The organism is Ottowia sp., from assembly GCF_047601385.1.
Lineage (GTDB): Bacteria > Pseudomonadota > Gammaproteobacteria > Burkholderiales > Burkholderiaceae_C > Ottowia.
The window spans coordinates 756,924-771,748 of sequence record NZ_JASGJP010000001.1 but is presented as its reverse complement, the minus strand read 5'-3'; the positions used below and the strand labels follow the sequence as shown (position 1 = coordinate 771,748).

12 protein-coding genes and 1 pseudogene are annotated in these 14,825 nt (G+C 69.4%); 8 read left to right on the top strand and 5 right to left on the bottom strand.

Translation table 11 applies throughout. From position 1 onward, the window contains the following. Positions 1-100: 100 nt before the first annotated feature. Positions 101-466 carry a winged helix-turn-helix transcriptional regulator gene (locus QM772_RS03755; RefSeq protein WP_415134119.1) on the bottom strand — a complete coding sequence of 122 codons (366 nt, stop codon included), beginning with the start codon at positions 464-466 and terminating at the stop codon, positions 101-103. 107 nt (positions 467-573) lie between these two features. Between QM772_RS03755 and QM772_RS03750 the strand changes: the two genes are divergently transcribed. Continuing rightward, positions 574-1,590: a zinc-binding alcohol dehydrogenase family protein gene (locus QM772_RS03750; protein ID WP_415134118.1), complete on the top strand. Its 1,017-nt coding sequence runs from the start codon at positions 574-576 to the stop codon at positions 1,588-1,590. A 17-nt stretch (positions 1,591-1,607) separates the two neighbouring features. Here the strand turns inward: QM772_RS03750 and QM772_RS03745 are convergent, their stop codons facing one another. The 4 genes from QM772_RS03745 to QM772_RS03730 all read right to left on the bottom strand — a co-directional run bounded on the left by QM772_RS03745 (position 1,608) and on the right by QM772_RS03730 (position 5,251). After that, positions 1,608-2,153 (bottom strand): superoxide dismutase family protein, encoded by a 546-nt coding sequence (locus tag QM772_RS03745; RefSeq protein WP_415134117.1) that lies wholly within the window; start codon positions 2,151-2,153, stop codon positions 1,608-1,610. Between the two features lie 240 nt (positions 2,154-2,393). Next, positions 2,394-4,079 carry a PhoH family protein gene (locus QM772_RS03740; RefSeq protein ID WP_415134116.1) on the bottom strand — a complete coding sequence of 562 codons (1,686 nt, stop codon included), beginning with the start codon at positions 4,077-4,079 and terminating at the stop codon, positions 2,394-2,396. Between the two features lie 180 nt (positions 4,080-4,259). Beyond that, positions 4,260-4,736 (bottom strand): peroxiredoxin, encoded by a 477-nt coding sequence (locus tag QM772_RS03735; protein WP_415134115.1) that lies wholly within the window; start codon positions 4,734-4,736, stop codon positions 4,260-4,262. A 119-nt stretch (positions 4,737-4,855) separates the two neighbouring features. After that, positions 4,856-5,251, bottom strand: coding sequence for an Mth938-like domain-containing protein (locus tag QM772_RS03730; protein ID WP_415134114.1), 396 nt, complete (start codon positions 5,249-5,251; stop codon positions 4,856-4,858). Positions 5,252-5,333: 82 nt separating this feature from the next. Between QM772_RS03730 and QM772_RS03725 the strand changes: the two genes are divergently transcribed. The 7 genes and pseudogenes from QM772_RS03725 (at position 5,334) to QM772_RS03695 (ending at position 14,822) form a co-directional block, all read left to right on the top strand. Continuing rightward, positions 5,334-6,608 carry a pyridoxal phosphate-dependent aminotransferase gene (locus tag QM772_RS03725; RefSeq protein WP_415134113.1) on the top strand — a complete coding sequence of 425 codons (1,275 nt, stop codon included), beginning with the start codon at positions 5,334-5,336 and terminating at the stop codon, positions 6,606-6,608. Between the two features lie 38 nt (positions 6,609-6,646). Further along, positions 6,647-7,987, top strand: a complete 1,341-nt coding sequence (locus tag QM772_RS03720) for a homoserine dehydrogenase (RefSeq protein WP_415134112.1) — start codon at positions 6,647-6,649, stop codon at positions 7,985-7,987. Beyond that, positions 7,987-9,426, top strand: a complete 1,440-nt coding sequence (gene thrC / locus QM772_RS03715; protein ID WP_415134111.1) for a threonine synthase — start codon at positions 7,987-7,989, stop codon at positions 9,424-9,426. Before QM772_RS03720 ends, thrC begins: the two co-directional genes overlap by 1 nt. 61 nt (positions 9,427-9,487) lie before the next feature. Beyond that, positions 9,488-10,024, top strand: coding sequence for a molybdopterin-guanine dinucleotide biosynthesis protein B (mobB, locus tag QM772_RS03710; protein ID WP_415134110.1), 537 nt, complete (start codon positions 9,488-9,490; stop codon positions 10,022-10,024). Positions 10,025-10,134: 110 nt separating this feature from the next. Beyond that, on the top strand, positions 10,135-13,320 hold the full coding sequence (locus tag QM772_RS03705; protein WP_415134109.1) for a bifunctional cytochrome P450/NADPH--P450 reductase: 3,186 nt from the start codon (positions 10,135-10,137) through the stop codon (positions 13,318-13,320). Further along, positions 13,317-14,571, top strand: a pseudogene (glp, locus tag QM772_RS03700) (gephyrin-like molybdotransferase Glp). The gene QM772_RS03705 and the pseudogene glp overlap by 4 nt, the downstream one beginning before the upstream one ends. Continuing rightward, positions 14,568-14,822, top strand: a complete 255-nt coding sequence (locus tag QM772_RS03695) for a MoaD/ThiS family protein (protein WP_415134108.1) — start codon at positions 14,568-14,570, stop codon at positions 14,820-14,822. The pseudogene glp and the gene QM772_RS03695 overlap by 4 nt, the downstream one beginning before the upstream one ends. Positions 14,823-14,825 lie beyond the last annotated feature (3 nt).

The following is a 14,825-nucleotide window of genomic DNA, read 5'->3' as shown; positions in this document are numbered from 1 at the left end:
ACGGTGTGGAATAAAAAAGGCTGCCAACGCTTGCTGGGCGAGCGCTGGCAGCTATCGATAGCGTAGCGATTCGTCGGAAGCGGCGGCGAGACCCCGGGCCTTACCGTGCCGCATCTGCCCGCGCGGACAGGCTCTCGACGTGGGCATCGCCCCATTTCTTCAAGGCGTGGATCACCGGCTTCAAGGTCTGGCCGTAGGCCGTCAGCCGGTATTCGACCTTGGGCGGTACTTCCGGATAGACCTTGCGGGCGATCAGCCCGTCGCCCTCCAGCTCCCGCAGCTGGTTGGTCAGCATGCGCTGCGTGATGCTGGGCAGCAGGCGGCGCAGTTCGTTGAAGCGCAGCACTTCCTCGGTGAGCAGGCGGTAGAGGATGACGCCCTTCCACTTGCCGCCGATCAGGTCGAGCGTGGCCTCGACCGTGCAGCCGGTGGCGCAGGTGAAGGTCTCATGGGGAACACGGGCCATGGCAGTGCAGTACCTTTTTCGACACTATATGCAAAGTATGTGCGTTCTTACATAAATCGGCAATAGCGGCAAGAATGGCGCGCATCGTTTTGCGACATGGAGTCCTCATGAAAGCCATCGGTTTCAACCAACCATTGCCCGTTTCCGATCCCCGTTCCCTGCTCGATCTGGACCTGCCCGAGCCCGAATACGGCGAGCAGGATCTGCTCGTCGAGGTGCAGGCCATCGCCGTCAACCCGGCGGACGCCAAGGTGCGGGCCTCCGCGCAGCCGGCCGCCGGCACGTGGCGCATCCTCGGCTGGGATGCCGTCGGCCGCGTGCGCGCGGTCGGTGCCCGCGCCACCGGTTTCAAGGCCGGGGACCAGGTGTTCTACGCCGGCGCGATCGACCGCCCGGGCTGTTATGCCGAGCTGCAGGCCGTGGACGCACGCATCGCCGCCCATGCGCCGGCCACGCTGTCCGCGGAGGACGCGGCCGCCTTGCCGCTGACCGCGCTGACCGCCTGGGAAACCCTGTTCGACCGCCTGTGCGTCGAGCGGCCCGTGGCGGGCGCGGCGAACGCCCTGGTCGTGATCGGCGGCGCGGGCGGCGTGGGGTCGATGACGATCCAGCTCGCGCGCGCCTTGACGGACCTGACCGTCATCGCCACGGCCTCGCGCCCGGAAACGGTGGCGTGGGCCAGGAAGCTGGGCGCGCACCACGTGATCGACCACCGCCAGCCCTTGGCGGCACAGGTCGAGGCGCTGGGCCTGGGGGCGCCGGCCTTCGTGTTCTCCACGGCCGGCACCGACGCCTATCTTCCCGGCATCGCCGAGCTGATCGCGCCGCAGGGCCGCATCGCGCTGGTGGACGACCCGGCGTCGCTCGACATCGTCCCGCTCAAGCGCAAGAGCCTGTCGGTCCACTGGGAGTTCATGTTCACGCGCCCGCTGCTGGGCACGGCCGACATCGCCCGCCAGCAGGCCATTCTGCGCAAGGTGGCCGAACTCGCCGACCAGGGCAGAGTGGCGACCACCCGCACGCAGTCCCTCGGGGCCATCGATGCACAGAACCTGCGCGAGGCGCATGCGCTGCTGGAGAGCGGCCGCGCCATCGGCAAGATCGTGCTCTCGGGCTGGCGCTGACGACGGGCGCCCGCCGCTCAGCCGCGCGTGATCACGGCGCAGGCGATGCGCGGGCCGGAGTTGCCGGCCGGCTGGGTGGTGAAGTCGTCGGGGTCGCGGTGCACGACCAGCGCGCGGCCGACGACGCTGTTGGCCGCGCCGTCGGTGAGTGAAATGCTGTGCGCGTCCACGCTGAAGCGCGCCACGCCGGCGGCGTCGGCCACCAGGCTGGGCAGTTCGCCCGCGTGGGTGCCGGCGGCGCCGAACTTGCCGTGCATGCCGCCGGCGGGGTTGAAGTGGCCGCCCGAGGCGTTGCCGTTGTCGCCGCAGTCGCCTTTTTCGTGGATGTGGAAGCCGTGCTCGCTGCCCGGCGGGAGGCCGCGCACCTCGCCGGCCACGCGCACGCCGTGCGCCAGCGCGGTGAAGGTCGCGCTGCCGGTGGTCGGGTTGGGGGCGATGGCGGCGGTGGGCGCCAGGCTGGCGCGCGCCGTGGCGCCGCCTTTGTCCATGCTGCCGCAGGCCGTGAGCGCGGCGCCGGCGGCGATGACGGCCGCGGCCGTGGTGAAGGTGTTCAAGCGGATCATTTCAGTGCTCTCCGGTGGGTGAGGGAAATGGCTGGCGGGCCGTCGGGGCTGGCTGGCTGGAAGGTGAGAGGCCAGCATAGCCGAGCCCGCTGGCGTGCGCATGTCAGCGGATGCCGCGTCTGCGGGCGACTGGAACCGGGGCGGGGGCGGCACCCGCACCGCGAATGCTCTTGAAAGAATAGCTGCCAGCGCTTGACTGGCGGGCGCTGGAGGCCGATTTCCCTTGAAACCGGCAGGTGCTCAGAGCACCTCGCTGGCGAAGTCCGCCAGCCGCGAGCGCTCGCCGCGCGCCAGGGTGACGTGGCCGCCGTGCGGCCAGCCCTTGAAGCGGTCCACGGCGTAGGTGAGGCCGCTGGAGCCTTCGGTGAGGTAGGGCGTGTCGATCTGCGCCAGGTTGCCCATGCAGATGATCTTGGTGCCGGGGCCGGCGCGGGTGATCAGGGTCTTCATCTGCTTGGGCGTGAGGTTCTGCGCCTCGTCGATGATGATCCACTTGTTCATGAAGGTGCGCCCGCGCATGAAGTTCATGCTCTTGATCTTGATGCGGCTGCGGATCAGCTCGTTGGTGGCGGCGCGCCCCCACTCGCCGGCGCCGCTGGCGTCGCCCTTGGCCAGGAACTCCAGGTTGTCGTCCAGCGCGCCCATCCAGGGGCCCATCTTCTCCTCCTCGGTGCCGGGCAGGAAGCCGATGTCCTCGCCCACGCTGACGGTGGCGCGGGTCATGATGATCTCGGTGTAGCGGCGATCGTCCAGCACCTGCGTCAGGCCCGAGGCCAGCGCCAGCAGGGTCTTGCCGGTGCCGGCGGTGCCGGCCAGGGTGACGAAGTCGATCTCCGGGTCCATCAGCAGGTTGAGGGCGAAGTTCTGCTCGCGGTTGCGCGCCGTCACGCCCCAGACGGCGTTCTTCAGGTGGGCGTAGTCCTTCAGCGTGCGCAGCACCGCGGTCTTGTCGCGGATCTCGGTGACGCGGGCGTACAGGCTGGGCTCGCCGGGCGATTCGAAATAGACGAACTGGTTGATCTGCAGGCTGGCCACCGCCGGGCCGCCGATGCGGTAGTAGGTGGCGCTGCCGCTCTGCCAGCTCTCCACCGTCTTGCTCTGGCGCGTCCAGAAGTCGGGCGGCAGCTGCTGCACGCCGGAGTAGAGCAGGTCGCCGTCTTCCAGCGTCTTGTCGTTCTCGTAGTCCTCGGCGGCCAGGCCGAGCGCGCGCGCCTTCACGCGCATGTTGATGTCCTTGGACACCAGGATGACCTCGCGCGGGGCGTGCTGCTTCTCCAGCGCGGCGACGACGCCCAGGATCTGGTTGTCGGCCTTGCCCGGGGGCAGGGCGGCGGGCATGGTGGCGTCGAGCGGCGAGGTCTGGAAGTACAGCTTGCCGCCGGCGTCGGCGTAGCCGGTGGAGTCGAGCTTCAGGCCCTGCGCCATGTCGGCGCCCTTGACGCCGGCCAGCGCATCCAGCAGGCGGCTGGTCTGGCGGCCGTTGCGGGCGACCTCGGTCATGCCTTTCTTGTGCGCGTCCAGCTCTTCCAGCACGATCATCGGCAGGAAGATGTCGTGCTCCTCGAAGCGGAACAGCGCCGACGGGTCGTGCAGCAGCACGTTGGTGTCGAGCACGAACAGGCGCGTGGGGCCGCTGCCGCGCGCCTTGCGCTTGGGCGCGGGGCGCTCGGGCGGGGCGGCGCGGGGCGGCCTGGCGGCGGGCGGCGGCGCGGCGGGGTACTCGGGGGCGCGCGCCTGCGGAGCCTGTGCCTGTGCGGGCGGGCGCATCAGGGCCATCGGCTGCGCGGCGGCGGGCGCTTCGCTCTCCGGTCGCGGCAGCGCCTGCTGCGCGGGGGCGGGGCGGGACTTGGCGCGGCGCGCGGCCAGGTCGATGACGTCGGAGGACAACTGGGCGCCGCGTTTGGCGGGCGGGGGAGGCAGGGGCATGCGCGTGTCGGCTCGTGGTTCAGCTCAAGGGAAGCGGCGCTGCCGCCACGTCCATCGCAAGCCCCAATGAAAAAGCCGCCTTGGCTGCCAAGGCGGCTTCTTCAAGAGCTGGATGACGAAACGGCTGCAACCACATCGCGGCCCATTATGCATGAGCCCGGTGACGCCGGGCGCCGGCGTTCAGGCGGCCTTCTTGAGGACTTTCACGGCTTTCAGGACTTCTTCCACGTGGCCCGGCACCTTCAGGCCGCGCCACTCCTGCACCAGGATGCCTTCGGCATTGACGAGGAAGGTGCTGCGCTCGATGCCCTTGACCTTCTTGCCGTACATGATCTTGTTCTTGACCACGCCGAACATGTGGCACATCTTCTCCTCGGTGTCGGCGATCAGCTCGAAGGGCAGCTCCAGCTTGGCCTTGAAGTCCTCGTGCGACTTCATGTTGTCGCGGCTCACGCCGTAGACCACGGCGCCGGCCTTGACGAAGTCCTTGTACTTGTCGCGGAACTGCATGGCCTCGGTGGTGCAGCCGGGGGTGTTGTCCTTGGGGTAGAAGTACAGGATCAGGGCCTGGCCCAGGTGGGAGGTGTTGGTGACCTTGGCGCCGCTGGTGGCCATCGCTTCGAATTCGGGGAGGGGTTTGTTGACGACGACAGCCATAAGCGCTTGAATCTCCAAAGGTTTCTACTGACATGCCGCCCGATGCCTGCCCCAGAAGAGCAAATCCCGCCGCGCCGAACAAGCGCTTGCGGGAGATTCGGGCAACACTGACCACCTCCTTATTTTAGCGCATCCGGCCCTGCTTCGCCCGGCTCCACCAGCAAGGCCGCGACGACGCGGCGGCCTTCTCCGGCCAGTATGTTGTAGGTGCGGCAGGCGGCGGGCGTGTCCATGGTCTCGATGCCGATGCCGGCCTCGATCAGGGCGCGCACCCAGGCGGGCCTGGGGAAGCGCAGGCGCTCCCCGCTGCCGAACACCACCAGCTCGGGGCGTTCCCGCGCCAGCGGCGCGAAGTCGGCGGCGCCCAGGTCGGCGAAGTGGCGCGGCGGCCAGGCGCTGCGCTGGCCGTCCGGATGCAGCACCAGGCTGTGGGCGATGCGCTGGCCCGCCACGGCGACCCAGCCCGGTCCGTAGCCCGTGATGGCGGAGCCGAACTGGTCGGGCTGGAATTTCATGCGGGTGGCGCGGGGCGCTGTGGACGGATGTGTTCCAATTCTATGTTTCCCTGCAACGCGAGCCTTTGCGCGAGGTGTTCCCATGAAGCCCATCCTCAAGTCGGCCAAGCTGGCCAACGTGCTGTACGACGTGCGCGGACCGATCGTGGACGCGGCCCGCCAGATGGAGGACGAGGGCCAGAAGATCATCAAGCTGAACATCGGCAACATGGCGCCGTTCGGCTTCGACGCGCCCGAGGAGGTGGTGCAGGACATGGCGCGCAACCTGCCGGATTCGGCCGGCTACTCCGACAGCAAGGGCATCTTCGCCGCGCGCAAGGCGGTGATGCACTACACGCAGCAGCTCGGCATCGCTGGCGTGACGCTGGACGACATCTACCTGGGCAACGGCGCGAGCGAGCTGATCGTGATGGCGACCAACGCGCTGCTCGACGATGGCGACGAACTGCTCGTGCCCTCGCCCGACTACCCGCTGTGGACGGCGGCCACCAGCCTCGCCGGCGGCAGGCCGGTGCATTACGCCTGCCGCGAGGAAGACGGCTGGATGCCCGACCTGGCCGACATGCGCGCCAAGATCGGCCCACGCACGCGCGGCATCGCGGTCATCAACCCCAACAACCCCACGGGCGTGCTGTATTCCACCGAGCTGCTCCAGGGCATCGTGCAGATCGCGCGCGAGCACGAACTGGTGCTGCTGGTGGACGAGGTGTACGACAAGGTGCTGTACGAGGGCGCGCGGTTCACCTCGCTGGCGAGCCTGTCCACCGACGTGCTCACGCTCACCTTCAACTCGCTCTCCAAGGCCTATCGCTCGTGCGGCTTTCGCGCCGGGTGGATGGTGGTGTCGGGCGACAAGGCGGCCGCGCGCGACTACGTCGAGGGCCTGAACATGCTGGCCAACCTCAAGCTCGGCTCCAACGTGCCGGGCCAGTGGGCGATCCAGACGGCGCTGGGCGGCTACCAGAGCATCAACGACCTGGTGAAGGAGGGTGGGCGCCTGCGCCGCCAGCGCGACCTGGCGTATGAGTTGATCACCGCGATCCCCGGCGTCACCTGCGTCAAGCCGCAGGCGGCGCTGTACATGTTCCCGCGGCTCGACCCGAGGATGTACCCCATCGCCGACGACCGCCAGTTCTTCATGGAGGTGCTGCGCGCCACGCGCGTGATGCTGGTGCAGGGCTCGGGCTTCAACTACCCGGACAACCAGCACTTCCGCATCGTCTTCCTGCCGCATGAAGATGATTTGCGCGAGGCCATCGGGCGGCTGGCGAAGTTCCTGGAACAGTACCGCATGCGCCACGCCAAGGCGGGCGCGGTGGTCGATTTTGCTACCAAAAAAGAAGCTGCTCGCGCTTGATGGGCGGGCGCTGGGGCTGTTTTTATTTCAATAGTTTGATGAAACCGATTCAAGTGGGCCTGATGGGCCTGGGCACGGTAGGGGCGGGCGTGTACGAGGTGCTGCGCCGCAACCATGAAGAGATCGAACGCCGCGCGGGCCGCGGCATCCAGGTGGCGATGGTGTCGCGCCGCGACACCGCGCGCGCCAGGGCGCTGGTGGGCGACACCGCGGCGGTGGTGGCCGATCCGCGCGAGATCATCCGCCACCCCGACATCGACATCGTGGTCGAGCTGATCGGCGGCTACCAACTGGCGCGCGAGCTGGTGCTGGAGGCCATTGCCGCGGGCAAGCACGTGGTCACCGCCAACAAGGCGCTGCTGGCCGTGCACGGCACCGAAATCTTCGAGGCCGCGCAGAGGCACGGCGTGATGGTCGCCTTCGAGGCGGCCGTCGCCGGCGGCATCCCCATCATCAAGGCGCTGCGCGAGGGCCTGACGGCCAACCGCATCCAGTGGATCGCCGGCATCATCAACGGCACCACGAACTTCATCCTGTCCGAGATGCGCGACAAGGGGCTGGACTTCGACGTCGTGCTGAAAGAAGCGCAGCGCCTGGGCTACGCCGAGGCCGACCCCACCTTCGACATCGAGGGCGTGGACGCGGCGCACAAGGCCACGCTGATGAGCGCCATCGCCTTCGGCATCCCGGTGCAGTTCGACAAGGCCTACGTCGAGGGCATCACCAAGCTGTCGGCCACCGACATCCGCTACGCCGAGCACCTGGGCTACCGCATCAAGCTGCTGGGCATCACCAAGCGGCGCGAAGGCGAGGGCGTGCAAAACCGTGGCGTTGAATTGCGCGTGCACCCCACGCTGGTGCCGGCCAAGCGCCTGATCGCCAACGTCGAGGGCGCGATGAACGCGGTGGTCGTCAACGGCGACGCCGTGGGCACCACGCTCTACTACGGCAAGGGCGCCGGCAGCGAGCCCACCGCCAGCGCCGTCATCGCCGACCTGGTGGACGTGACGCGCCTGGCCACCAGCGACCCGCAGCACCGCGTGCCGCACCTGGCCTTCCAGCCTGGCGCCCTGCGCGACGTGAGCGTGCTGCCGATGGAGCGCGTGGTCACCAGCTACTACCTGCGCCTGCGCGTGGCCGACCAGGCCGGCGTGCTGGCGCGCGTGGCCGCCATCCTGGCCGAGACCGGCATCAGCATCGACGCGCTGCTGCAGCGCGAGGCCGACGAGGTGGGCGGCGAAGGCAGCACGCAGACCGACCTCATCATCCTCACGCACGAGGCGCGCGAGGGCGCCATGAACACCGCCATGGCGCAGTTGCAGGGCCTGCCCAGCGTGCTGGCGCCGATCGTGCGCATCCGCAAGGAAGAGCTGGCCTGATGCGCTACCTCTCCACGCGCGGCGACGCCACACCCCGCAAGTTCTGCGACATCCTGCTCGAAGGCCTGGCGCCCGACGGCGGCCTGTACCTGCCCGAGCACTACCCCCGGATCGACGCCGCCCGCCTGGCCGCGCTGCGCCGCGTGCACGCGAGCCAAGGCTACGCCGCGCTGGCGTTCGAGATCCTCGGCCTCTACATCGACGACATTCCCGCCGCCGACCTGAAGGCGATCTGCGAGAAGACCTACACCGCCGAGGTGTTCGGCACGCGCGAGATCGTGCCGCTGAAGAAGCTGGAGGAGGGCCTGGTCCTCGAAGCCCTGTCCAACGGCCCCACGCTGGCCTTCAAGGACATGGCGATGCAGCTGCTGGGCAATTTGTTCGAGTATGAGCTGGCCCGAAGAAACGAAGGGAAGGGCGAGCAGCTCAACATCCTGGGCGCCACCAGCGGCGACACCGGCAGCGCGGCCGAGTACGCCATGCGCGGCAAGCGCGGCATCCGCGTGTTCATGCTCAGCCCGCACGGCCGCATGAGCCCGTTCCAGCAGGCGCAGATGTTCAGCCTGCAAGACGCCAACATCCACAACATCGCCGTCGAGGGCGTGTTCGACGACTGCCAGGACATCGTCAAGGCCGTCAGCAACGACCTGGCGTTCAAGCGCCAGTACAAGATCGGCACCGTCAACTCGATCAACTGGGCGCGGCTGCTGGCCCAAGTCGTTTATTACTTCGCTGGCTATTTCGAAGCCACGAAGTCGGACAACGAAAAGGTCAGCTTCACCGTCCCCAGCGGCAACTTCGGCAACGTCTGCGCCGGCCACGTGGCGCGCCAGATGGGTTTGCCGATTGCGCAACTCGTGGTCGCCACCAACGAGAACGACGTGCTGGACGAGTTCTTCCGCACCGGCGTCTACCGCGTGCGCGGCAGCGCCGACACGCACGAGACCAGCAGCCCCAGCATGGACATCAGCAAGGCCAGCAATTTCGAGCGCTTCGTGTTCGACCTGCTGGGGCGCGACGGCATTGCCACGCGCGCGCTGTTCCACGACGCGCTGGGCAGGGACGGCCGCTTCGACCTGAGCGGCGACACGCGCTTTGCCAACGCCGCCGCGCGCTACGGCTTCGCCAGCGGCAAGAGCACCCACGCCGACCGCCTGGCCACCATCCGCGACGTGCATCAGCGGCACGGCGTCACCATCGACACCCATACCGCCGACGGCGTGAAGGTGGCGCGCGAGCACCTGCAACCGGGCGTGCCGATGATCGTGCTGGAGACGGCGCTGCCCATCAAGTTCGCCGCCACCATCACCGAGGCGCTGGGCCGCGAGCCCGAGCGGCCGGCCAGGTTCATCGGCATCGAAGACCTGCCCAAGCGCGTGCAGGTGCTGCCGGCCGACGCCGCGAGGGTGAAGACGCTGATCGCCCAGGAATGTGAATGAAATCGGCCCCCAGCGCTTGCTGGACAAGCGCTGGCAGCTATCAATGATGTAGTAACCGGCCATGAAGGTGATCTGCATCGCCGGCTATTCCAACGCCGGCAAGACGCGGCTGATCGAGCAGCTCATCCCGGCGCTGAAGGCGCGGGGGCTGCGCGTGTCGGTGGTCAAGCACGCGCACCACCGCTTCGACATCGACCAGCCGGGCAAGGACAGCTACCGTCACCGCCAGGCCGGCGCGTTCGAGGTGCTGGTGGCCTCCAGCCACCGCCTGGCGCTGATGCGCGAGTTCGAGCGCGGGGCCGGGTTGTCGGTGCACCAGCTGCTGGCCGAGCTGCACGACGGCGTGGACTGGGTGCTGGTCGAGGGCTTCAGGGACAGCGACCTGCGCAAGCTGGAGGTCTGGCGCGCCGACGCCGGCCAGCCGGCGCGCTACCCCGACGACGATTTCGTCGCCGCCATCGCCACCGATTCGCCCGAGCGCCTGCCGCTGGCCACTCCGCGCCCCGTCCTGGATTTGAACGACGCCCAAGCCGTGGCCGACTGGCTCGTCACGCACGGCGAGCGCTTCGACTACGACCATCGCCGCCACGCGGGCTGACGCAGGCGCGTTCAGGCGTTTTCGCCAGCCCGCCGCGCGCCGCGCATGGCGTACGATGGCCGCCCCGGCTCCCGCCGCCGGCCAGCACAACCACGAGGAGAGGATTCGACATGGCACGCAGCGCACCCATTCCGCAGCCCAAGACCGACCCGCTGATCGGCAACCTGCGCGCCATCGACGGCGACACGCCCATCCAGAGCTTCATGCGCCTGGCGCAGTTGTACGGGCCCATCTACCAGCTCGACTTCTTCGGCAATCCGGTGGTCATCGTCAGCTCGCAGGCGCTGGTCAACGAGGTCTGCGACGAGAAGCGCTTCGACAAGCGCGTGGCCGGCGCGCTGAAGAACATCCGCGCCTTCGCGGGAGACGGCCTGTTCACCGCCAAGACCGACGAGCCCAACTGGGGCGTGGCGCACCGCCTGCTGATGCCGGCCTTCGGCCCGCTGGGCATCCGCGGCATGTTCGACCGCATGCTGGAGATCGCCGACCAGATGCTGCTGCGCTGGGAGCGCTTCGGCCCCGGCAACGTGATCGAAGTGACCGAGGACATGACGCGCATGACCCTCGACACCATCGCCCTGTGCGCGTTCGATTTCCGCTTCAACAGCTTCTACCAGCGCGAGATGCACCCCTTCGTCGGCGCCATGGTCGATGCGCTGGCCGAATCGGGCGCGCGCACGCGCCGCCCCGAGATCGCCAGCAAGCTGATGGTGGGCAAGCGCCGCGCCTACGAGCACGACCTGGAGCTGATGCGCCGCGTGGCCGACGAGCTGATCGCCGAGCGCAAGCGCGATCCCGACGCCGCGAGCAAGAAAGACCTGCTGGGCATCATGCTGCAAGGGCGCGATCCGGTCACCGGCGAGGGCCTGTCGGACGAGAACATCCGCTACCAGCTCATCACCTTCCTCATCGCCGGGCACGAGACGACCAGCGGCATGCTCTCGTTCGCCACCTACTTCCTGATGAAGAACCCCGAGGTGCTCGCCAAGGCCCGCGCCGAGGTGGACGCCGTGCTGGGCGACGAGGTGCCGCGCGTGGAGCACGTCGGCAAGCTCAAGTACATCGAGCAGGTGCTGATGGAGACGCTGCGCATCTGGCCCACGGCGCCGGCCTTCTCGCTCAAGCCGCTGCAAGAGACCACGCTCGCCGGCAAGTACCCCTTGACCAAACGCGACACGGTGCTGGTGCTCGCGCCCATGCTGCACCGCGACACCAGCGTGTGGGGCGAGGACGTGGAAACCTTCCGCCCCGAGCGCTTCGCGCCCGAGGAAATGGCCAAGCTGCCGCCCAACGCCTGGAAGCCCTTCGGCAACGGCCAGCGCGCCTGCATCGGCCGGCCGTTCGCCATGCAGGAAGCCATCCTGCTGATCGGCATGATCCTGCAGCGCTTCGACCTGATCGAGGACGACCCCGGCTACCAGCTCAAGGTGGCCGAGACGCTGACGCTCAAGCCCGACGGCCTGCGCATCCGCGTCAAGCGGCGCGGCAGCGCCTCGTTCAAGCCGCGCGGCGTGCTGGCGCCGGCCGCGCCCGCCGCCAAGCCAGCCGATGCGCCCGCTGCGCGCGTGGCGCCCGGCGGCCCCGCCACGCCGCTGCTGGTGCTCTACGGCTCCAACACCGGCTCGTGCGAAGCCTTCGCCGAGCGCATCGCCAACGAGGCCGCCGCCCAGGGCTACGGCGCGCAGATGGCCACGCTGGACGACTACACCGGCAAGCTGCCCACCGAGGGCGCGGTGGTCCTCGTCACCGCCTCGTACGAAGGCCAGCCGCCCGACAACGCGCGCCAGTTCGCCGCCTGGGTCGATGGCCTGAAGGCCGGCGACCTGGCCGGCGTGCGCTACGCCGTGTTCGGCTGCGGCAACCGCCAGTGGGCGCGCACCTACCAGGCCGTGCCCCAGCGCTTCGACGCCGCGCTGGAGGCGGCCGGCGCCACCCGCCTGCGCGCGCGCGGCGAGACCGATGCCGGCGGCGACTTCTTCGGCGCCTTCGACGAGTGGTACGCGGGCCTGTGGGCCGACTTCGGCCAGGCCCTGGGCAAGCAGGTGCAGGCCGCGCCCAGCGGCGCGCAACTGCAGGTGGAGGTGGTGAAGGACGCGCGCGCCTCGCTGCTGCGCCTGGCCGACCTGCAATACGGCGAGGTGGTGGAAAACCGCGAGCTGGTGGACATGAGCTCGCCCCTGGGCCGCTCCAAGCGCCACATCGACATCCAACTGCCCGAGGGCATGGGCTACCGCGCCGGCGACTACCTGGCCGTGCTGCCGCACAACCCCATCGGCGTGACCATGCGCGCGCTCAAGCGCTTCGACCTCGCCTCCGACAGCCAGATCATCATCCGCAAGCCCGAGGGCGGCGTCACCTCGCTGCCGGTGGATCTGCCGGTGAACGCCAGCGAAGTGCTGTTCCACTACGTCGAGCTGGCCCAGCCCGTCACGCGCGGGCAAGTGGCGCAACTGGCCGCCGTCACCGAAGGCCCGCAGCAGGCCGAGCTGAACGCCCTGGCCGAAGAGGCCACCTACCAGCGCGACCTTTTGCCTAAGCGCGTCAGCCTGCTGGAACTGCTGGAGCGCTACCCCGCCTGCCGCCTGAGCTTCGCCGCCTTCCTGGAGATGCTGCCGCCAGCGCGCGCGCGGCAATACTCCATCTCGTCCTCGCCGCTGTGGAACGCCGAGCGCTGCACGCTCACCGTGGCCGTGGTCGATGGGCCGGCCCTCTCCGGCCAGGGTCGCTTCCAGGGCATGGCCTCCACCTTCCTCGCCAACGCCGCGCCCGGCACGCGCGTGGCGGTGGCGGTGCGGCCGTCGAACGACCTGTTCCATCCGCCCGCCAACCCCGAGACGCCCATGATCATGGTCTGCGCCGGCACCGGCCTCGCGCCGTTCCACGGCTTTTTGCAAGAGCGCGCCCGGCAGGCCGAAAGCGGCCGCAGCGTCGGCAAGTCGCTGCTGTTCTTCGGCTGCGACCACCCCGACGTGGACTACCTCTACAAGGACGAGCTGGCCCGGTGGGAAACGGCCGGCATCGTCAGCGTGCGCCCCGCCTTCTTCAAGCAGCCGCAGGGCGACGTCGCCTTCGTGCAGCACCGCCTGTGGCAAGACCGTGCCGACGTGGCCGCGCTGTTCCAGCAGGGCGCCACCGTGTACGTGTGCGGCGACGGCCGCCGCATGGCCCCCGCCGTGCGCGAGACCTTCGTACGCATCTACCAGGAGGCCATGGGCAAGAGCGTCGAGCAGGCCGAGCAATGGGCCGAGCGTGTGGAGCGCGAGCACGGCCGCTACGTATCGGACGTGTTCGCATGAGCGCAGCGCCGCGCCCGCCCCTGATGCCGCTGGACGAGGCGCTGGAGCGCCTGCTGGCGCAGGCCGCGCCCGCGCTGGACGCCGAGACCGTGCCGACCATGGAGGCCGACGGCCGCGTGCTGGCGCGGGATCTCGGTCTCGGCCCTCACCGTGCCGCCGCACGACAACAGCGCCATGGACGGCTACGCCGTGCGCGCCGCCGACTGCGCGGCGGCTGGGACGGTGCTGCCCGTCACGCAGCGCATCCCCGCAGGCAGCGTCGGCCAGCCGCTGGCGCCGGGCAGCGCGGCGCGCATCTTCACCGGCGCGCCCATCCCCGCCGGTGCCGACGCCGTGGTGATGCAGGAAGACGCCCCGGCGCAGGACGGCGGCGCCCGCGTGCGTATCGACGTGCCGCCCAAGCCAGGGCAGTGGGTGCGCCCGGCCGGCGAAGACATCGCGCGCGGCGCCGTGGTGCTCCGAAAAGGAGAGCTGCTAGCGCCCGCCAGTATTGGATTGGCGGCCGGAATTGGCCTGAACGAACTGCCCGTCTCGCGCCGCCCGCGCGTGGCGCTGTTCTCCACGGGCGACGAACTCGTCATGCCCGGCGACGTGGCGCCCGAGCGCATGCCGCCCGGCGCCATCTACAACAGCAACCGCTACGTCCTGCACGCGCTGCTGCGCCGCGCCGGCTGCGTGGTGACCGACCTGGGCGCCGTGCCCGACCGGCGTGAGGCCACGCTGCAAGCCCTTCAAGCGGCCGCGCGCGATCACGACCTGGTGCTGACCAGCGGCGGCGTCTCGGTCGGCGAGGAGGACCACGTCAAGCCCGCCGTCGAGCAGCTCGGCGCGCTCGACCTCTGGCAGATCGCCATGAAGCCCGGCAAGCCCTTTGCCTTCGGCCACCTGCGGCGCGAGGGCGGAGGCCGGGCGCACTTCATCGGCCTGCCGGGCAACCCGGTGTCGAGCTTCGTCACCTTCCTGGTGCTGGTGCGGCCGTTCCTGCTCAAGCTGCAAGGCGCTGCCAACGTTGCTATGCCATCGATAGCTGCCCGCGCAGATTTCACGCGCGCCAGGCCCGATAAACGCCGTGAATTCCTGCGCGCGCGGCGCAACACGCAGGGCGGGTTGGACCTGTTCCCCAACCAGAATTCGAGCGTGCTCACCTCCGTGCACTGGGCCGACGGACTGATCGACCTGCCGGCCGGCGCCACCATCGCGCAGGGCGACACGGTGCGCCTCATCCCCTTGTCGGCGCTGCTGGCGTCATGAAGCAGGTCACGGTGCGCTACTTCGCCTCGATCCGCGAGGCGCTGGATTGCGACGGTGAGCGCGTCGCCACCGATGCGCCCACCGTCGCGGCGCTGCGCGACGAGCTGATCGCGCGCGGCGGCGCCCATGCGCAGGCGCTGGCGCGCGGGCGGGCGGTGCGCGCGGCCATCGATCAGGTGATGAGCGACGAGTCGGCGCCGCTGGCCGACGGCGCCGAGGTGGCGTTCTTTCCGCCCGTCACGGGTGGCTGACGT

What these genes read in the sequence shown, in the direction of transcription:
- QM772_RS03755 (WP_415134119.1), bottom strand. Translation starts at nt 466, where the DNA reads ATGGCCCGTGTTCCCCATGAGACCTTCACCTGCGCCACCGGCTGCACG.
- QM772_RS03750 (WP_415134118.1), top strand. Translation starts at nt 574, where the DNA reads ATGAAAGCCATCGGTTTCAACCAACCATTGCCCGTTTCCGATCCCCGT.
- QM772_RS03745 (WP_415134117.1), bottom strand. Translation starts at nt 2,153, where the DNA reads ATGATCCGCTTGAACACCTTCACCACGGCCGCGGCCGTCATCGCCGCC.
- QM772_RS03740 (WP_415134116.1), bottom strand. Translation starts at nt 4,079, where the DNA reads ATGCCCCTGCCTCCCCCGCCCGCCAAACGCGGCGCCCAGTTGTCCTCC.
- QM772_RS03735 (WP_415134115.1), bottom strand. Translation starts at nt 4,736, where the DNA reads ATGGCTGTCGTCGTCAACAAACCCCTCCCCGAATTCGAAGCGATGGCC.
- QM772_RS03730 (WP_415134114.1), bottom strand. Translation starts at nt 5,251, where the DNA reads ATGAAATTCCAGCCCGACCAGTTCGGCTCCGCCATCACGGGCTACGGA.
- QM772_RS03725 (WP_415134113.1), top strand. Translation starts at nt 5,334, where the DNA reads ATGAAGCCCATCCTCAAGTCGGCCAAGCTGGCCAACGTGCTGTACGAC.
- QM772_RS03720 (WP_415134112.1), top strand. Translation starts at nt 6,647, where the DNA reads ATGAAACCGATTCAAGTGGGCCTGATGGGCCTGGGCACGGTAGGGGCG.
- thrC (WP_415134111.1), top strand. Translation starts at nt 7,987, where the DNA reads ATGCGCTACCTCTCCACGCGCGGCGACGCCACACCCCGCAAGTTCTGC.
- mobB (WP_415134110.1), top strand. Translation starts at nt 9,488, where the DNA reads ATGAAGGTGATCTGCATCGCCGGCTATTCCAACGCCGGCAAGACGCGG.
- QM772_RS03705 (WP_415134109.1), top strand. Translation starts at nt 10,135, where the DNA reads ATGGCACGCAGCGCACCCATTCCGCAGCCCAAGACCGACCCGCTGATC.
- QM772_RS03695 (WP_415134108.1), top strand. Translation starts at nt 14,568, where the DNA reads ATGAAGCAGGTCACGGTGCGCTACTTCGCCTCGATCCGCGAGGCGCTG.